Annotated in this window: 13 protein-coding genes; 8 read left to right on the top strand and 5 right to left on the bottom strand. The window is 46.8% G+C overall.

The annotated features are described in order from the left end of the window. From sucD to ACFSKO_RS14100, 4 genes are all read left to right on the top strand, one after another. Window positions 1-876: a succinate--CoA ligase subunit alpha gene (gene sucD / locus ACFSKO_RS14115; RefSeq protein ID WP_380252714.1), complete on the top strand. Its 876-nt coding sequence runs from the start codon at window positions 1-3 to the stop codon at window positions 874-876. Between the two features lie 54 nt (window positions 877-930). Then, window positions 931-3864 carry a 2-oxoglutarate dehydrogenase E1 component gene (locus ACFSKO_RS14110; RefSeq protein ID WP_380252712.1) on the top strand — a complete coding sequence of 978 codons (2934 nt, stop codon included), beginning with the start codon at window positions 931-933 and terminating at the stop codon, window positions 3862-3864. A 115-nt stretch (window positions 3865-3979) separates the two neighbouring features. Continuing rightward, window positions 3980-5677: a 2-oxoglutarate dehydrogenase complex dihydrolipoyllysine-residue succinyltransferase gene (gene odhB / locus ACFSKO_RS14105; RefSeq protein ID WP_380252710.1), complete on the top strand. Its 1698-nt coding sequence runs from the start codon at window positions 3980-3982 to the stop codon at window positions 5675-5677. Window positions 5678-5826: 149 nt separating this feature from the next. Then, window positions 5827-6183 carry a hypothetical protein gene (locus ACFSKO_RS14100; protein ID WP_380252708.1) on the top strand — a complete coding sequence of 119 codons (357 nt, stop codon included), beginning with the start codon at window positions 5827-5829 and terminating at the stop codon, window positions 6181-6183. Between the two features lie 145 nt (window positions 6184-6328). Here the strand turns inward: ACFSKO_RS14100 and ACFSKO_RS14095 are convergent, their stop codons facing one another. Together ACFSKO_RS14095 and ACFSKO_RS14090 are read right to left on the bottom strand one after the other, a co-directional pair. Then, complete coding sequence (locus tag ACFSKO_RS14095; protein ID WP_380252706.1) at window positions 6329-7723, bottom strand: alanine/glycine:cation symporter family protein; 1395 nt, start codon at window positions 7721-7723, stop codon at window positions 6329-6331. 254 nt (window positions 7724-7977) lie between these two features. Next, window positions 7978-8610, bottom strand: coding sequence for a helix-turn-helix domain-containing protein (locus tag ACFSKO_RS14090; RefSeq protein ID WP_380252704.1), 633 nt, complete (start codon window positions 8608-8610; stop codon window positions 7978-7980). Window positions 8611-8954: 344 nt separating this feature from the next. Between ACFSKO_RS14090 and lpdA the strand changes: the two genes are divergently transcribed. The 3 genes from lpdA to ACFSKO_RS14075 all read left to right on the top strand — a co-directional run bounded on the left by lpdA (window position 8955) and on the right by ACFSKO_RS14075 (window position 13182). Further along, window positions 8955-10355, top strand: a complete 1401-nt coding sequence (lpdA, locus tag ACFSKO_RS14085) for a dihydrolipoyl dehydrogenase (RefSeq protein WP_380252702.1) — start codon at window positions 8955-8957, stop codon at window positions 10353-10355. A gap of 172 nt (window positions 10356-10527) precedes the next feature. Further along, on the top strand, window positions 10528-11781 hold the full coding sequence (locus ACFSKO_RS14080; protein ID WP_380252700.1) for an MFS transporter: 1254 nt from the start codon (window positions 10528-10530) through the stop codon (window positions 11779-11781). A gap of 174 nt (window positions 11782-11955) precedes the next feature. Then, entirely contained in the window at window positions 11956-13182 is a 1227-nt protein-coding gene (locus ACFSKO_RS14075) for an MFS transporter (protein ID WP_380252698.1), read from the top strand. A gap of 80 nt (window positions 13183-13262) precedes the next feature. Here ACFSKO_RS14075 and ACFSKO_RS14070 read toward each other — a convergent pair whose 3' ends face one another. Genes ACFSKO_RS14070 through fsa form a run of 3 tightly spaced genes read right to left on the bottom strand, consistent with a single transcriptional unit; the run spans window position 13263 to window position 15683 of the window. Next, the gene (locus ACFSKO_RS14070; RefSeq protein WP_380252696.1) at window positions 13263-14279 is read right to left on the bottom strand and encodes a tyrosine recombinase XerC; all 1017 of its coding nucleotides are present in this window, start codon (window positions 14277-14279) and stop codon (window positions 13263-13265) included. Continuing rightward, window positions 14258-14983, bottom strand: a complete 726-nt coding sequence (locus ACFSKO_RS14065; protein ID WP_380252694.1) for a DUF484 family protein — start codon at window positions 14981-14983, stop codon at window positions 14258-14260. The genes ACFSKO_RS14070 and ACFSKO_RS14065 overlap by 22 nt, the downstream gene beginning before the upstream one ends. A 43-nt stretch (window positions 14984-15026) precedes the next feature. Beyond that, window positions 15027-15683: a fructose-6-phosphate aldolase gene (gene fsa, locus ACFSKO_RS14060; protein ID WP_380252692.1), complete on the bottom strand. Its 657-nt coding sequence runs from the start codon at window positions 15681-15683 to the stop codon at window positions 15027-15029. 272 nt (window positions 15684-15955) lie between these two features. Here fsa and ACFSKO_RS14055 point away from each other — a divergent pair, with 272 nt between their 5' ends. After that, a complete protein-coding gene (locus ACFSKO_RS14055; RefSeq protein WP_380252690.1) occupies window positions 15956-18208 on the top strand; it encodes a primosomal protein N' in 2253 nt (750 codons plus the stop codon). Window positions 18209-18591 lie beyond the last annotated feature (383 nt).

The raw sequence follows: 18591 nt of genomic DNA, 5'->3' as shown, positions 1-18591 counted from the left end.
ATGTCGGTACTAGTAAATAAGAATACTCGTGTAATCTGTCAGGGTTTTACAGGTGCTCAGGGAACGTTTCACTCTGAACAAGCTGCAGCTTACGGCACCAAAATGGTTGGTGGTGTAACACCGGGTAAAGGCGGAACAAGTCATCTTGACCTTCCTGTTTTTAACACTGTGGCTGAAGCCGTACACACGACAGAAGCAAACGCCTCTGTTATTTATGTACCTCCTCCCTTTGCTGGTGACGCAATTCTTGAAGCCGTTGATGCTGGTGTTGAGCTGATCGTGTGCATTACAGAAGGTATTCCCGTTCTCGATATGGTTCGGGTGAAACGGGCGTTGGCAGGTTCAGGGTCCCGTCTAATCGGCCCTAACTGCCCTGGGATTATTACACCTGACGAATGTAAGATTGGCATTATGCCGGGTCACATTCACCAACGCGGTAAAATTGGTATCGTTTCACGTTCAGGTACGTTGACTTACGAAGCTGTGGCTCAGACCACTGCTGCGAACCTAGGTCAATCTACATGTATCGGTATCGGTGGTGATCCGGTAAACGGAACAAACTTCATCGATTGCCTAGAGCTGTTCCTCGCGGATGACGAGACACAGGGTATCATCATGATTGGTGAGATCGGTGGTAGTGCAGAAGAAGAAGCCGCAGAATTTTTTGCAGCTTCTAAGGTTAAAAAACCAATCGCTGGCTTTATCGCAGGGGTAACAGCACCTCCTGGACGTCGCATGGGACATGCTGGCGCGATTATCGCTGGCGGTAAGGGTGGAGCTGAAGATAAAATTGAAGCCATGAAATCTGCTGGCTTCCAAGTCGCTGATTCTCCTGCTAGTCTTGGCAGCACAATGCTGAAAGCGATGCAAGGATAACAACCTAATTGAGAGGGAGCCGGACTGGTAACCTCCAGTTCGGTTACGTTTTACATGGCGAACACCAACGTTGGGCATGAAGCCCGCTACTTTGGCCCTAAAGCCGGTGAACTGGCAGATCTTTATGCTCAGTTTCTAAGCAACCCCGCATCAGTAGATGCGGGGTGGCAATCCTTCTTCTCAAACCTTGAAGATGATGCCAAGGACCTCTTGACTGGTATACGCGGCGCAGCCCCCGCTGTTGCGTCGACTGCCCCAATTGCTCCATTAAGCGAAGATGCTAATCGGCAGGCAATTCTCGATTCTATTCGGGCATTGATGCTGATCAGGGCTTATCGTGTTAGAGGGCATTTGGAAGCGAATTTAGATCCTCTTGGATTGAAAAAAATTACACCACACCCTGAACTTGACCCCAAAGCCTACGGCTTTGGTGATGGTGATATGGATCGTCCTATTTTTATCAATGGTGTTCTCGGGCTCGAAACAGCAACTTTACGTCAGATAGTAGAGCGAGTGCGCAGAACTTATTGTGGTAAAATTGGCGTTGAGTTTATGCATATTCAGGAGCCCGAGCAGAAAGCTTGGATTCAAGAGCGCATAGAAGGCATCAATAACCGCACGGATTTTACCTCAAAAGGTAAGCAGGCAATTCTTGAACGCTTGGCTGCGGCAGAAATATTCGAACAATTCCTCGGTAAAAAATACACTGGTACCAAGCGTTTTGGCCTTGATGGGGCAGAGACGATGGTTCCTGCCTTAGAGCAAATCCTTAAACGTGGTTCTGCGCTCGGTTTGGAAGAAGTTGTTCTTGGGGTGGCTCACCGCGGTCGCTTGAACATTCTCGCAAACCTGATGGGTAAGCCTTTTAGGGCTATTTTTAACGAGTTTAAAGGAGGGGCAGCTAACCCCGAAGATGTTGGTGGTTCTGGTGATGTGAAGTATCACCTAGGTACTTCTTCAGATCGCGAGTTTGATGGCAACACGGTTCACTTGTCTTTGACGGCTAATCCGTCTCACCTTGAGGCAGTTGATCCTGTCGTTATTGGTAAAGTTCGCGCAAAACAAGACCAAAAGAACGATGTTGATCGCACCAAAATTATGGGCATCTTACTCCATGGGGATGCGGCGTTTGCTGGGCAAGGCCTTGTCCCTGAGACTCTCGATCTTTCAGAGTTGGATGGCTACACAACAGGTGGAACAATCCACTTTATTGTTAATAATCAGATCGGCTTTACGACAGATCCTGTTCATTCGCGTTCTGGTCCATATTGTACGGATGTTGCAAAGTGCATTCAGGCACCGATTATTCATGTTAATGGTGATGATCCAGAAGCCGTGGTTCATGTGGCGCGTATCGCGATTGAGTATCGTCAGACATTCAAACAAGATGTTGTTATTGATATGTTCTGTTATCGCCGCTTTGGCCATAACGAAGGCGATGAACCTACCTTTACGCAGCCACAAATGTATCAAAAAATTGCTCAGCAACGCTCTGTGCGTGATCTTTATGCTGAGCAGTTGTCTGCAGAGGGCATGGTTACCAAGAGCGAGATAGACGCAATAAGTAAATCCTGGTGGGATAAGCTTGAAGAAGAGTTTGCAATTTCTGAAGGTTACAAACCTAATAAAGCTGATTGGCTTGAAGGAAAATGGGCTCATATGGGTGCGGTTCGTGGTTACGATGCGCGTCGTGGTACTACAGGTGTCGACTTAAAGCTTCTGAAAGAAGTTGGTGCAACGCTTTGCAAGGTTCCTGATGATTTCAATATCCATCGGAAATTAACGCGCCAACTCAAAGCAAAGCAGGCGATGATTGATACTGGTGAAGGAATTGATTGGGGAACAGCTGAAGCTCTTGCCTATGGGACTCTTCTTGTTGAAGGTCATCCAGTTCGTTTGTCTGGACAAGATTGTAATCGCGGGACTTTCTCTCATCGTCATGCTGCTTGGATTGATCAAAAAAATCAATCTGAATACAAGCCCTTGAATCATATTCGCGAGGGTCAGGCTGACGCTGAAATTATTAACAGTCCGCTTAGTGAGTTGGCTGTTCTTGGTTTCGAATACGGATATTCACTTGCAGAACCGGACGCTCTTGTTCTTTGGGAAGCGCAGTTTGGTGATTTTGTGAACGGTGCGCAGATCATTATTGATCAGTTCATTGTTTCTGGTGAATCAAAATGGTTGAGAATGTCCGGTCTTGTGATGCTGCTCCCTCATGGCTATGAAGGTCAGGGACCGGAGCACTCTTCAGGTCGGGTAGAGCGGTTCTTACAATCTTGCGCGGAAGATAATATTCAGGTTGTTAACTGTACAACGCCTGCGAATTATTTTCATGTATTACGTCGCCAGATTCACCGTGGTTTTCGTAAGCCACTCATAATTATGACACCGAAATCTCTTCTGCGTCATAAAAAGTGTGTCTCAAATCTTGAAGATATGTTGCCTGATACATCATTCCATCGTGTTTTGCCTTGTGATATTACGGTGAACCCGCCGAACAAGATTAAGCAAGTCGTGCTCTGTACAGGTAAAGTTTATTATGACCTTGTTGATGAGCGTGAAAAGCGCGGTATGGATAATGTGCATCTTATCCGTTTGGAACAGCTTTATCCCTTCCCGGCAGAAGCTCTTTCTCAAGCTTTAAAAGGCTATGAGCATTGCGATCTTGTTTGGTGTCAGGAAGAACATCGGAACATGGGTGCATGGACCTTCGTATCAACCTTCATCGAAGAAGTTGCAGAGGAAATGGGCTTTGCGCACATTCGACCTCGTTATGCTGGTCGTAAAACGGCTGCTTCTCCAGCAACAGGCTCAGGTAAAAAGCATATTCTACAATTAGAATCGTTGCTTGAAGATGCCTTTACACTTGGCAAAAAAGCGATGAGTCGTATCCAAACTCGTAAAGCCGAAGAACTTGAAGCGCGAGATGCGGCTGCAACTAAAGTTGAAAAATTACGTCCGGTCAAAAAGAAAGCCGGAAAATAATTGAAGAGGGTGGTCCTATAAAGGGATCACCCTTTTTTCTGAAGTCCTCGGGCGTCAGGCGAGAAGATCTCGTAGATAATCAAACATAATAGACAAACTAATATAGAGACAAAAAATGGCCACCGAAATTGTAGTTCCGGCACTTGGAGAATCTGTTACAGAGGCGACTGTTGCTAAATGGCTTAAACAGCCCGGCGACGCTGTTGCTATGGATGAAGCGATCGTTGAGCTAGAGACTGACAAGGTCACGTTAGAAGTAAATGCCTCGGTCGCAGGCGTTCTTTCGGGAGTGTTCGTTCAAGAAGGTGAGGATGTTGAGGTTGGTGCTGTGTTGGGATCGATTGGCGAAGGTGAAGGCGCCGTCGCCCCTGCAGCAACTAAAGCTGCTGCGCCTAAGGCTGAAGCTCCTGTTGAAACAGAGAAAACAGCAAGTGCACCAGCTGTGCAAGTTGCTGGAGATCCAGTAGAAATTCCGGTACCCGTTCTTGGTGAGTCCGTAACAGAGGCGACCGTTGCACAGTGGATGAAATCTGTTGGCGATAGTGTTGCACAGGATGAAGCTATTTGTGAACTTGAAACCGATAAGGTGACTTTGGAAGTCAACGCGCCAGTTGCGGGTGTTCTGACGGCTATTAATGCCGAAGCGGATTCAGATGTAGGTGTGGGTGCTATTCTTGGTGTGATTACACCTGGAACAAGTGGGGGAGCGGCTGCTTCAGACCAGTCGGCTCCAGCAACAACTTCTGCAGCACCATCCGTTTCTACAACATCGGATTCTACGGCAGCAAGCTCTGTTACAAAGGGTGGTGGTTCAACATTGGATCCAGCTAAAATTGCAGGCACGGGCACAGGTGGAAAAGTTACTCAGGCAGATTTGCTGTCTTTCTTGGAAACAAGTTCAGTCTCTTCCGCGATGACCCTTCCTCCATCTGTTGCGAAACTGATTGCTGAAAATGATCTCAATCCCCACCAAATCAAAGGAACCGGTAACGATGGTGCTTTGACCAAGGGAGATGTTCTCGAACATTTGAAAAACCCTCCTGCGGCGCCAACACCAATTGCTCCGACCTCTGCGCCTGCAGCTTCGGCTTCAGTTTCTGCTACAGCGGCGCCTGTAAGAGAAACCCGTGAGAAAATGTCTAAGATGCGTAAGACGATCTCACGTCGCCTGAAAGAAGCTCAGAATACAGCGGCGATGCTGACGACTTTCAACGAAATTGATATGTCAGCGGTTATGGATGTACGCAAGCAATACAAAGAAGGTTTCGAAAAAAAGCACGGGGTACGCCTTGGTTTCAACTGCTTCTTTGCAAAGGCTGTTGTTCAGGCAATGCAGGATGTTCCTGCTGTTAATGCCCGTATCGACGGTGATGATATTGTCTACAACAAGTTCTTTGATATTGGCATGGCAGTATCAACACCTTCTGGTCTGATGGTGCCAATTATTCGTGATTGTGATAAGAAAAGCTTTGCCGAGATTGAGGGGAGCCTTGGTGATCTTGCGAAGAAAGGCCGGGATGGTAAGTTGGGCATGGATGATATGACCAACGGCAGCTTCACCATTACAAATGGCGGCGTATTTGGATCTTTGCTTTCCACACCGATTCTCAATATGCCGCAAGGTGGTATTCTTGGTCTTCACAAGATTGAAGAACGTCCTGTTGCTGTGAACGGTCAGGTTGTTGTGCGGCCAATGATGTATACGGCGCTTAGTTATGATCATAGGTTGATTGATGGTCGCGAAGCGGTAACTTTCCTTGTGCGAATTAAAGAATGCATGGAAGATCCTCAACGACTCTTACTTAGTATGTAAGCGATTGTGATTAAAGGGAGGCTTCGGCCTCCCTTTTTATTTGTGGTAGAGAATTCGTCAACTTCTTGGTGCTGTAACGTTTTACAGATATGATAATTGCCAAAGGTAAAGAATTTCCCGACATAATTGGGTTTAGGATTGGGGTGGCTATGGATGATGCATCACTGAACTTTAACGATCTAATTGACCGGAGTGGTCATGCTGACTTTGAGCTTGATCTTACGGGATTAGATTTGAGGCATGCACTTGAATCTATTCGTCAGATGATTGATCGGCAACGCCGTCGCCGCCGCGTGCGCTCAGTACTTATCCGTTTAGATCCACCTGTCCCTGGTAATGGAGAGACTTTGTTTCGACCTGTTGGAAAACATTTAGTCGAGCTTCTAAAAAAGGAAATGGTTTCGCGAGTGAAGCCGTATGCAGATGATGAGTGTTCGGGGTTCGTTGTTCATCTTCCTGCTGGAAAAGATAATGGCCATGAAGACGAAAAGAATTTAGATGAATAAAAAACCTCTGATACGAAAAGATATCAGAGGTTAAGGACCTCACCCGGGTAGGGTGAGGCGTAGGCAGTTAAAGGGTACCGTATTACAGGGAGTCAATGAATACTCCGCCCTTTAAGCCTAAGAAATTTATGGTTAAATCCTAAAGTTAAACTCCAGAATTTTGTGATTCTTCATCTAGCTCTTCATCTGCGCGTTGTTTTGCGAAATACTCTTTGGTCAGCTTGAAAACAACAGGACTGAGAAGGAGTAAGGCGATGAGGTTTGGCAAAGCCATCATGGCGTTTAGGGTATCAGATAATAGCCAGACGAAGTCGATTTTCAAATAGGCGCCAACTAACACAGCGATACACCATACAACTCTAAAAGGTGTGATTGCTTTCACTCCAAAGAGGAAAGTGATGCACTTTTCTCCATAGAAGCTCCAACCGAGAATAGTTGTAAAGGCAAAGACAGATAGGACGATTGCTATCATGTAACTGCCCACGCCTGGAAGCGCAGTTTCAAATGCGAGGGCTGTTAGGGGAGCCCCGGTTTCGCCACTGGTCCACGTACCGCTGGTGATAATGGCAAGACCAGTAATCGAACAAACGATGATGGTATCGATGAAAGTGCCGAGCATAGCAATCAAGCCCTGCCGTACTGGGTCATTTGTGGTTGCTGCTGCATGTGCAATCGGAGCACTACCTAAGCCAGCTTCGTTAGAGAAGACGCCACGTGCGACACCAAAACGAATAGCCAACCAGACAGTCGCGCCTGCAAAGCCTCCGGCACCGGCTATTGGTGTGAAAGCGTGGGTAAAAATCAGGTCAAGGGCTGTTGGGATCTCGGCAGCATTGATAAACAGTACAACAAGCCCACAGGCAACGTATATGATGGCCATGGCAGGTACAAGCTTACCTGCAACAGAGCCAATGCGTTGGATTCCTCCAAGGATAACCGCAGCAGTTAAGACGAAGAGCACAATACCCGTAATCATACTTGGTACGCCAAAGCTTGTTTCAATCGCTGAAGCAATGGAGTTGGACTGAACCATGTTGCCAATACCAAAGCCGGCAATGGAGCCAAAAACGGCGAAGGCCGGTGCCAGCCAGTACCAGCCTTTACCAAGACCGTTTTTAATATAATACATGGGGCCGCCAACGTGATTGCCGAGATCATCGACTTCACGGTATTTCACAGCAAGAACGGCTTCGGCGTATTTTGTTGCCATACCGACGAGAGCGGTACACCACATCCAAAATAAAGCACCGGGACCGCCAATGAAAATCGCTGCGGCAACCCCTGCGATGTTTCCGGTACCAATTGTTGCTGACAAAGATGTCATCAGAGCATTAAAGGGACTGATTTCTCCTTCGCTTGAAGACTTCACTCTTCCTTTCCAAAGTAAGGAAAAGCCAAAGCCAATTTTGCGCAGTGGTAGAAAAAGCAGACCCGCTTGCAGGAATAAACCTGTAAGAAGGATCAGGGCGAGCATCGGTACGCCCCATACAATACCATTAATTTCGTTTAATATAGTTGTGAGTGATTCTAAAAATTCCATAGCGGTCCCCTCATTCATCTTTTTTTAAGACAAACGAATTTATTTGATGTGCTTAGTTTGCTGGAACGGTGCACATGCAAGCGTTGATATTGGATACTCTGCTGGGAGCTATTCTTTAAATCGTTGTTCGATTTCTAAATTTTCGAATTTTTATCCTATCGGAAATATTTTTGCAATATAAGAATTAATGTTTGGGCAGTAAAAAATATGTGTAAATTTCGTGATTATATTAATATTCGATATATATCAGTAAGTTAATAAGGGTGCGGCGTGGAAACCCATATAATGACAGCATCCTTTTTACTTGTTGAAACACAGGCGTGGCCCATTCCACTGTCGTAATACAGGCTATCGCCTTCTGAAAGGGTAATAGGTTCATAAAATTCAGAGTAAAAAATCAACTGTCCTTCAAGCACATAGAGGAATTCTTCCCCATTATGTCGCACCAATTCGCCGAAGTCTTCCATGGATCTTGCGTGGATTGTGCTTTTAAAGGGAATCATCCTTTTGTTGCTAATTTCTGTACAGAGAAGTTCGTGTTCGTAGGTGGCTGTTGGGTGCTCTTTACCTTCACCTTTTCTGGTTACGGCCCTTCGGCCGACATTCTTCTGTGTATCGCCCTTGGTAAAGAGTTGGGGGATATCAATCTCCAGCCCTGAGACGAGCTTTTGTACCACTTCAAAAGTGGGTGACATTTGATCATTTTCGATTTTTGATAAAGTCGAACGAGCTAATCCTGTACGTTTTGATGCTTCTTCCAGGGTCCAATTTCTTCTTTTTCTCACGTCGCGAAGTCTCGTGCCGAGCTTCAAGGGTTCAAGCGTTTGCTCTGCCCCAGAGATCGTAGCTTTGGGTTCTATAATTTTGTGTGTATCTTTTTTGTTCATCCCCGGCCTACTTCCCCGATTTTATATCTTTTTGTTGTTTTTGATTATACCAGAAAAACCATATTAAGTTTCCTATAAGAAATATTTGATTGCTATAGGAATATTAGCTAATCTTACCTTGTATGTGAACGTTTTTTATTTCTACGCTTTATACAGAATAAACTTGGCCTTGAATCGATCAGTCATGATTTCTGTTATTTTTATTACTTCAAGACTATGTGCAACAGGTTTCCTATGCTATCCAGATTGACGAAATCAAATAGCTTATAGCCGACCTGGCGCTTTCTCGGCGTGTCATGGTTAGGAGGGGAAACCCTCAGGATACTGAAAGGATCTATAGTAAAATGAGTGAAGCTCTCTACGATCTGGTCATTATTGGTGGTGGCCCGGGTGGGTATGTTGCCGCAATTCGTGCAGCACAGTTGGGGCTCAAAACTGCGTGCGTTGAAGGCCGCGGAGCTTTGGGTGGTACGTGTTTGAACGTTGGGTGCATGCCATCAAAGGCGTTGTTAAACTCATCTGAAAAATATGTTGATGCTCAAAACCATTTTGCTGATCATGGTATTAAAACCAGTGTTGAACTCGACCTGGAAACGATGCTTGGACGTAAAGACAAAGTTGTTGATGACCTTACAAAGGGCGTTGAGTTTCTTCTTAAGAAGAACAAAGTTGATTACATCAAAGGCTGGGGTTCTATACCTAAAGCAGGTGAGGTTCTTGTTAAGGGAGAAGAGGGCGAACAGACTTTAATGACCAAGAATATTTTGGTCGCAACAGGATCAGAATCTACGCCGCTTCCCGGTATCGAAACTGACGAAGATCAAATCGTGACTTCAACAGGGGCGCTTTCCCTTAAGAAGGTGCCAGAGAACATGGTGGTGATTGGTGCTGGCGTTATTGGTCTTGAGCTTGGCTCTGTCTGGTCGCGTCTTGGTGCCAAGGTTACTGTTGTTGAATTTCTTGACCAAATTCTTCCTGGCATCGATGAAGAAACAGGCAAGCTTGCTAAGCGTGTTCTGACGAAACAAGGATTGAAGTTCAAGCTCGGAATGAAGGTTACAGGTGCAGAAAAAGCAGATGGTAAAGTCAAGCTGACTATGGAATCTGTTAAAAAAGGTAAAGTTGAAGAGCTTGAAGTTGATACTGTTCTCGTCGCAATTGGCCGCCGGGCTTATACAAAAGGCCTTGGTCTTGAAGAGCTGGGCGTTGCTATGGAGCGCGGGGTTGTTCAGGTTGATAACAGCTTTAAAACTTCTGTCGACGGTATCTACGCTATTGGAGACTGTGTGCCGGGACCAATGCTTGCGCACAAAGCCGAAGAAGATGGTATCGCGTGTGTGGAAACATTGGCTGGTCAACATGGGCATGTGAACTATGCCTTGGTTCCTGGCGTTATTTATACACATCCAGAAATTGCATCAGTTGGTAAAAGCGAAGAAGCCTTGAAAGAGGCCGGTGTTGCTTACAATATTGGTAAATTCCCATTTAGTGCCAACAGCCGCGCACGTTGTATGGGGGAATCAGATGGGCAGGTCAAAATCCTCTCCGATGCAACAACGGACAAAGTTCTCGGTGTTCATATTATTGGCCCTGTCGCTGGTGAACTTCTTTCCGAGGCTGTTGCGGTGATGGAATTTGGCGGCTCAGCTGAAGATATTGCCCGGACGTGCCATTCTCATCCGGGTTTGAGCGAAGCCGTTAAAGAAGCTGCTATGGCGGTGGATAAGCGCGCAATTCATATGTAACCCCAGTCAGAATTTAATTGTTCATAATGCAAAAAGAACAGAAAGGGGGAACAAATTGTTCCCCCATTTGCTTTGTATTCAATAGAAATTTGACGACCTGCTCGTATTTATTTCTGGACAAATTGTTGACTTCACCGTTGATCATTTTCCCGGATAATTAAGAGGGTTTGAGATGAGATTAGACGGTAGTACTCCCAAAAAAGCGACAGCGCTTATTGCCGTCATGTGTCTTTCTCAAGTTCTCGGCATGCTCGATAATGCGACTTTTTCAGCTCTTATCATTTTATTTCAACAAAAATGGTCTCTGACTAACACTGAAATTGGTTGGATCAGTGGTATTTATTACGGGGGGTATGCCGCAGCAGTTCCTCTGCTGGTTGCGCTTACAGATAGAGAGGATGCGCGGCGTATTTATCTCTACTCAATGGCTCTAGGTGGTTTTGCGGCCTTTGGTTTTGCTCTTTTAGCCGAAGGTCTCTGGACTGCAATGCTCTTCCGTCTGTTTGCAGGTGTTAGTCTTGCCGGTACTTACATGGTTGGGCTAAAACTGCTTACGGATCTTGTGAGTGAGAAAAAACAACAAAGCCGAGCGGTCGCCTATTATACGGCTCATTTCGCTATAGGCACAGGGGTGTCGGTTTTCGTCGCTGGAGAGGTTTGGCAATTATGGGGCTGGCAGTGGTCTTTTCTTGTTGCCGGAATTGGCAGTCTCTTTGCTTGGGCCGTGGTTCTACTCTTTGTTTCGACAGGCCACAAACCTGAACATCACATTCCGCTTAAAGAGCTTATTGATTTTCGTCCCGTCATCGCCAATCGCCCAGCGCTTGGATATATCTTCGCCTATGCTGCTCACCTATGGGAACTCTTTGCATTCAGGGCGTGGTTGGTGGCTTTTCTGGTCTTCTCGTTGTCTCTGCAGCCCTCAGGTAGCTTTGAGTGGAGTCCCACTCAAATAGCGTCCTGGGTCTTTCTGCTGGGTTTGCCAGCAAGCGTGATTGGGAACGAATTCTCGGTACGGTTTGGCAGACGAAGGCTTTTAACCTTTGTTATGATTCTATCAGCTGCGGTCGCTTTTTCAATAGGGTTTTCCGCAAGTTTACCCTTTGTTGTCGTAATCGCGGGCTTCACGCTTTATGGAATTACAACAACTGCTGACTCATCTTCTCTTACCTCAGGAATTGTTGCCAATTCTGACCCTAAACGCAAAGGGGCGACCATGGCGTTGCAATCTTTGGCGGGTTTTGCCGCGGGTTCGCTTTCTCCAATCGTTTTTGGTGCGGTACTTGATCTGTTTGGTGGATCTGAAAATAGCCTCGCTTGGGCTGTAGCCTTTTCTACGATGGGGATGGGGGTTTTATTGGGGCCAATATTTATTCATAAGCTTGGTAGAAGTAAGCCTTTATCTTCTGGAACTTCTGTCTCATAAGAAGCGCCTTCGAGTACGGTTCATTTGTTTCGTACTTGAGCAATGTGATTACATATGCTGCACTGTTTGAATTGATATCGCAGCGTTCTAAAACACATCGTCCAAGACCCACAGTTCAAAAGTCAGGAACTATTCCATGAGGCTGAGAACTATTCCAAAGGGAACGTGTTTAATATGATCCGCAAACTATTACCCATCAGTGCACTTCTGCTTGGGGCTGGTTTTCTCTTCTTTGCTGGTGGTATCAACGCCCTGATTTTACCTGTTCGGGGTAATATGGAAGGCTTCTCTGCTTTCTCTTTGGGGTTGCTTGGTACCGGGTGGGCCGTGGGTTATGTAACAGGTTGTGTCATTACACCGCGATTTGTGGCTAAGGTCGGCCATATCCGGGCGTTTAGTGTGATGGCTGCTTTTGCAGCCTTTGCCATTTTGGCTTCGTTGCTTTTGATTTCGCCTTTTGCCTGGATTCCGTTGCGGGCGATATCTGGGTTTTGCTTCGCGGGCGCTGCCATGATCGTCGAAAGCTGGTTAGGGGAGCGGGCTGATGCGAACTCCAGAGGGCGGGTCTTTGGAATTTACACAATGGTTACACTGGCTGCGACAACTTCAGGACAGATGGTTCTGCCTTTAGGTGATAGTGCGGGTTTCCTGTTTTTTGTGCTCGGGGCGATGTTTTATTGTCTGGCTCTGGTGCCAACGGCGGTATCGTCGAGTGCTTCGCCCAACCCTTTGGCAAAGGTAAGCCTCGATATTAAAGGGCTTTGGAAGAATTCTCCAGTCGCAGTCTTTGCTGTTTTTATGGTGGGTATTTCAAACGCTTCGTTTGGGACGTTGGCGGCGGTGTATGCTGATCGTATTGGTCTTATTTTGACGAGCGTGGCTTTGTTTACCAGTATTCCCATTCTCACTGGTGCCTTAGTTCAGATTCCGGTTGGACATTTTTCAGATAAGATGGATCGCCGTAAAGTACTACTGGCCATTGCGTTGGCCGCAATTTTGGTGGATCTCTCGTTCATCCTGCTTGAGCCTCAATCACAATTGGTAAACATGATCCTTATCGGCTTCTTCGGAGCTGCGATATTTAGTATGTATCCTGTCATTGTGGCGCATGCCAATGATCACGCCTCAGATGGGAACTTTATCCAAGTAAGCGGTGGGTTACTTTTGGTTTTTGGTCTTGGATCAATTATCGGGCCGTTAGTGTCCGGCTTTACGATGGCACAAATCGGAACTTCGGGCTTATTTATGACATCCCTCGGAGCTCATATCTTGATCGGGCTTTATACCATCTGGCGGATTGCTCAACGTGCGCCGGTTGCCGCGGCAGAAAAGGGGACGTACGTTTCGTCGCCCCCTGCGCGGGCTTCAACTCCAGAGACAGCAGCGATGCAAGTCGAATAGATATCAATACCTAGAGATTACTGGGAAATAGCTTTTTATAATACAAAAGGCGCGTTTTTTGTTTTGAACAAATTGGGATGTTATTTTTGTGCCCTAGGGTGTGCCTTGTCATACACTTTTAGTAACTCTTCTGTATCCACATCTGTATAGCGCTGAGTGGTAGACAGAGAGGCGTGGCCCAATAACTCCTGGATTGCGCGAAGGTCTCCCCCATTTGAAAGAAGATGAGTGGCAAAACTGTGACGCAAGGCATGGGGGGTGGCCGTCTCTGGTAATCCGAGTATTGCGCGTAACTTCTGTGTTTGTAGCTGAATAATTCGAGCTGAAAGGCGATTGCCTTTGGCCCCAAGGAATAGGGCGTCGTTCGTTTTTTTGCTATAAGGACAGGCGTCTTGATAGGTTGCGATTGCCTCTATGACGATGGGTAGAAGTGGGACCAATCGCTCCTTTTGTCCTTTTCCGACAATACGAAGGATTTCTTGTTTAGGACCGGGGGCGTCTTCTTGATTTAAAGAGAGAGCTTCAGAAATGCGTAGGCCACAGCCATAAAGTAAAAGTAAGACGGCCTGATCTCGTAATCCGATCCAGCTATCGTCGTGGAGTTTGCTGCTTTCATGCATAACTCGCCGGGCTTCGTCTTTGGTGAGGGCCTTTGGGACAGTGTGTGGGCGTTTTGGGGTTCGTAAAATATCCAGGGCATTATTTTTGATAAGCTCGCGTCGATTGAGCCATTTGAAGAAGCCTCTGACAGCGGATAACGACCGGGCGGTTGATGTCTTACTGAATTCTCGTGCCGCACGCGCCGCAAGCCACGACCTGAAATCTCGTGTTTCCAAAGAAGTGAGAGTTGCCAGGGTTGTTATCTCGCCGTTGTGATCGGCAAGAAAATAAAGAAAACCTCTGATGTCGTGGCCGTAGGCTTCGAGAGTTTTATCCGATGAGCGTTTTTCTGTCGCATGCCATTTGAGCCAGCCCTCAAAGGCGGACTGAATTTCATCATCCCAAGGGATCGGAGTGAAATCCAGTTCGACTGTTTTCTTCGTTTGGTCTGGATTTTGGGGGGGAGGAACGTTCCTTATTCCGGGAGCTTTAGCCATGTCCGGATTGTATTTTCTATGACAGAGCCGATAAAACGGATCAATTCCGTTCCTTGGCCGGGTTCAAATTGATCGTCGAGTTGTGACCCAAATGCGAGCATAGCAGGGGGAGTTGTCGACGATATATGTAGTCTCACCAAGGCATCTGACTGGATGAGGGGGGCCATGGTGCCGTAGAGGCAGACATCGCCCTCGATATGGCTGCGAAGAATTGCGGGTTGTCCGGCTCCGATCAAACCGTCGACCATTCCGGGGAGCAGGCAAGAGATACCTTCCACCGGAGCGGCGATATCTGCTTCGCCGGGCTGTTCTACACCGATTGAAATAGCATCCATTCCCATAATGATAGGGAGCTCTGTGCTGATGATGTCGATGAGATGTTCAAAATTTTTGGCTGATATCAGGGCTTTAACTGCGCGGTGTGTTCTGTCTTGGGTTAACTTGTTGTGGTGACTCCGGGTGATGACGAGATCTCGCTCTCGCGTTACGAGATCAAGTTTATTACGAAGTTTCTCGATCATATATTGCTGAAGATCAGCAAGGCCGCGCCCTTCTGTTTTTCCGGGTATTTCGAGAGAATCGATAATTTGTGGATTCTGCACCAGAAAATCCGCGTGCTGACGTAGATATTTCTCTACATGACGCGCAGTGATAAGGGGCTCTTTTTCTGAAGCCGTCTTAACATCCTGAGAAGGGCTGCTCATGGTCTTGGTTCCTAGTGTGGGTCTTGGTGCCTAGCGTCGTCGCTTATAGTATTGTCTGACCGGTTTTTTCCCAATCAGCCATAAAGGCTTCGAGGCCACGATCAGTAAGCGGATGCTTAAACATAGCACGAAGAACGGCTGGTGGGATTGTTGCTGTATCAGCCCCCATTTTAGCAGCCTCAACGATATGTAGTGGACTACGTGTGGAAGCAACAAGCACTTTGGTTGTCAGATCAGGATAGGCATTATAAATTTCGACGATATCAGCAATTAAGGTCAGGCCGTCCTGAGCTAGATCGTCCAGTCGTCCAATAAATGGAGATACGTAAGTTGCGCCGGCTTTGGCTGCCAACAGGGCCTGTGCGGCAGAGAAACAAAGCGTTACGTTTGTCGAAATACCTTCATCTGAGAAAGTCTTACAGGCTTTCAATCCATCCGGAGTGAGTGGCAGCTTGACGACGATGTTATCTGCAAGGGCTGCAAGTTTACGTCCTTCGGCAACCATGCCACCGTATTCAAGAGACGTAACCTCAGCGCTGATTGGGCCTGAAATAATTTCGGCTATTTCTTTGATGACTTCAATAAACTGGCGGCCGCTCTTTGCGATCAGGGACGGATTAGTTGTTACGCCATCCACCAGACCAGTTGCTGCTAGTTCGCGAATTTCGTTGATATCCGCAGTGTCGATAAAGAATTCCATCAATAACCTCGTTATAAATCTGGTTCTGCTTGTTGAGACCAAGGGGCAGGTCGTCACGATATGCAGAAAATATGTCTGCCCCAAGATAACGCCTCGACGCCTGAGGTCCAGAGGTTCCATGCGAAATAAAGTTGTCTATTTAAAATGAAGGCATAATAAGGGGCGCGAGAACTTTTATTTTGGTTTAGAAGATTTAGATGTTTTCTCTCTTGTCATAGCGGAGACAATTGGCAGTGTTAAAGTTAATTTCATAGGTATGAGGGTAAAGATTCGTGTTTGAAAGTGGCCACGATCTGACATTGTTTGATCAGAACACTAAAAAGCCGCTTCGTTGTCGAGTGCAGGTTATCTTACCTATTGATCGCCCTTATGATTATATCTTGCCCTATGGACCTGACGGCCAGCAAATCAATCTTGAGCCAGGTCAAATCGTTCAGGTGCCCGTCGGACGCCGGATTCTTCCCGGTGTAGTGTGGGATGGTGCCGCGGATGAAGATGTTCCTCTGAAGAAGCTGAAAGAAATAATCAGTGTTTCTGAAGCGATTCCTCTAAAGGCAGAGCTCCGAAAATTTGTCGAGTGGGTTTCCTCTTATACACTGTCGCCGCAAGGCTCGGTTCTTAAAATGGCTTTGTCTGTTCCTCAGGCTCTGGAAACAATTGTTGGGCAAAAGCTCTATCATTTGGTTGTAGGAAGAGAGCCTCAAGAGGGGTTTCGGATAACAGCGGCGCGTCAACGTGTGCTTGATTTGGTTAGTGATAGTGGTGGTTGGGTCCTTGGAGATCTTGCCAAGGAAGCTGCTGTATCGAGTTCTGTTATCAAGGGGTTGGAGCAGGCGGGTTTGATTGAAAGCTACTTTGATCGTCCAGATTTTTCCTTTCCGGCTCCAAAGTCGGATATCAAAGGCCCCGAGCTTTCGCATGGACAAAGGGAAGCTGCTGACGATCTGATGGCCCGTGTTCGAGAGCATGTGTTTTCTACTGTTCTCCTTGATGGAGTTACGGGATCAGGAAAGACCGAGGTTTATTTCGAAGCTGTCGAGGCCGCTATGAAAGAGGGGCGGCAGGTTCTGGTTTTGCTTCCTGAGATAGCTCTTTCTAGTCAGTGGCTTGATCGTTTTGAACAACGATTCGGGGTGGCTCCTGCAGAATGGCATTCAGAACTTTCGCCTGCTCTTAGGCGGAAAACTTGGCGTGCGGTATCAGAGGGCAAGGCGTCGGTCGTCGTCGGGGCGCGATCTGCTTTGATCCTACCTTATGATAACTTAGGCCTTATTATCGTCGATGAGGAGCATGAGGGGTCTTTTAAACAGGAGGATGGAGTATATTACCATGCTCGTGACATGGCGGTGGTTCGGGCGAAGTGTTGTTCTTGTCCTGTCGTCTTGGCCTCGGCCACACCCGCGCTTGAAACCATGATTAATGTTCAAAATGGGCGTTATGATCGTCTCATTCTTCCCGGGCGACATGGTGGTGCGGGAATGCCGGATGTTGAATTGATTGATTTGCGGTTTGATAAGCCAGAGCGGTTAAATACAGGGCCAGGTTGGCTGTCTCAGGCCTTGCGTGGCGCCATTAGAAAGACATTGGACGCTGGTGAGCAGGCTATGCTCTTTCTGAATAGGAGAGGGTATGCACCACTTACGCTTTGTCGAACTTGTGGGCATCGCATGCAGTGTCCACATTGTACCGCTTGGCTTGTTGAGCATCGACGTTTTGCAAGATTACAATGTCATCACTGTGGTTTTAATACTGCGTTACCGAATGCATGCCCTTCTTGTGCCGCAGAAGATACTTTGGTGGCTTGTGGGCCGGGTGTGGAACGTATTGTTGAAGAGGCAAAAAAGTTATTTCCTGATGCGAATGTTGCCTTAATGGCAAGCGATACTATGACATCTCCTGCTGCGACTCGCGAAATGGTAAAGAGCATACAAAATAGAGAAGTGAATTTACTTGTAGGTACACAGGTCGTAGCCAAAGGTTATCATTTTCCCTATTTGACATTGGTGGGTGTTGTCGATGCTGATCTTGGTTTATTTGGCGGTGATCTTCGGGCCGCTGAGAGAACTTTTCAGCTCCTTCATCAGGTGGCTGGTCGTGCTGGCCGTGCTGAACATAAGGGGCGGGTGCTTCTTCAGACTTCAGATCCTAATCACCCCGTCATGCAAACTCTTAAAGCGGGCGACCGTGATAAGTTTCTTGAACAAGAAGCTGAGACGCGCGCAAGAGGGCATTTGCCTCCCTTTGGACGCTTGGCTGCTATTATCGTCTCTGGTCCGGATGAATCCGAATTAGATAATTTTTGTGCAAGCCTAGCGCGGGCGATCCCGCAAATCGATGGCGCGCAAATTTTAGGACCAGCACCGGCACCACTTGCTTTGCTGCGAGGAAAGTTTCGACGTCGATTCCTTATTATGTCAAAACGCTCTATTGCACCTCAGGGGATTGCAAAAGAGTGGCTCAGTCGGGTCAAGCCTTCTTCTCGCATCAGGGTTGTTGTTGATATCGATCCTTATTCATTTTTATAGAGTGATTCTTATGGAGCCGGTCTGTCACGCTGAATCTGGAAGTTTGGGATTTCCCTATTTGAGAGATTCTTAACTGGATGGCTTGATATATTTTACATATTGGAAAAGTTTTTTTCGATACGAAAGATTGTCTAAAAACAGAATTTTAACCGGGTATTTTTAAGGATAAACAGGGACTTCCCATGGTTTGGGTATGTCTATGTTAGGTGTGTCTGTAAAAAAGAGTGCAATAAAAGCTCGAATCTTTCATCTGACTCGCTTGAAACCCTGTTATGTCTGTGATACCTAACCCGCGCCTGATGATTAGTACGGTTTGTACTTTTCGTATCGAAAGAATTTCGGCTTCACTGAAATGCGACCTGTTCGGGCAGGGTCAGTTTCTG

Source organism: Kiloniella antarctica (assembly GCF_042682825.1).
In the GTDB taxonomy this organism is placed as follows: Bacteria; Pseudomonadota; Alphaproteobacteria; order Kiloniellales; family Kiloniellaceae; genus Kiloniella; species Kiloniella antarctica.
The sequence above is the reverse complement of the archived record's forward strand: the minus strand, read 5'-3'. Positions and strand labels throughout refer to the sequence as shown.

Excerpts from the sequence above, each read along its gene's own strand:
- ACFSKO_RS14075 (WP_380252698.1), top strand. The coding sequence starts at position 11,956 with ATGATCCGCAAACTATTACCCATCAGTGCACTTCTGCTTGGGGCTGGT.
- ACFSKO_RS14080 (WP_380252700.1), top strand. The coding sequence starts at position 10,528 with ATGAGATTAGACGGTAGTACTCCCAAAAAAGCGACAGCGCTTATTGCC.
- ACFSKO_RS14065 (WP_380252694.1), bottom strand. The coding sequence starts at position 14,983 with ATGAGCAGCCCTTCTCAGGATGTTAAGACGGCTTCAGAAAAAGAGCCC.
- ACFSKO_RS14070 (WP_380252696.1), bottom strand. The coding sequence starts at position 14,279 with ATGGCTAAAGCTCCCGGAATAAGGAACGTTCCTCCCCCCCAAAATCCA.
- sucD (WP_380252714.1), top strand. The coding sequence starts at position 1 with ATGTCGGTACTAGTAAATAAGAATACTCGTGTAATCTGTCAGGGTTTT.
- ACFSKO_RS14110 (WP_380252712.1), top strand. The coding sequence starts at position 931 with ATGGCGAACACCAACGTTGGGCATGAAGCCCGCTACTTTGGCCCTAAA.
- fsa (WP_380252692.1), bottom strand. The coding sequence starts at position 15,683 with ATGGAATTCTTTATCGACACTGCGGATATCAACGAAATTCGCGAACTA.
- ACFSKO_RS14100 (WP_380252708.1), top strand. The coding sequence starts at position 5,827 with ATGGATGATGCATCACTGAACTTTAACGATCTAATTGACCGGAGTGGT.
- ACFSKO_RS14090 (WP_380252704.1), bottom strand. The coding sequence starts at position 8,610 with ATGAACAAAAAAGATACACACAAAATTATAGAACCCAAAGCTACGATC.
- lpdA (WP_380252702.1), top strand. The coding sequence starts at position 8,955 with ATGAGTGAAGCTCTCTACGATCTGGTCATTATTGGTGGTGGCCCGGGT.
- odhB (WP_380252710.1), top strand. The coding sequence starts at position 3,980 with ATGGCCACCGAAATTGTAGTTCCGGCACTTGGAGAATCTGTTACAGAG.
- ACFSKO_RS14095 (WP_380252706.1), bottom strand. The coding sequence starts at position 7,723 with ATGGAATTTTTAGAATCACTCACAACTATATTAAACGAAATTAATGGT.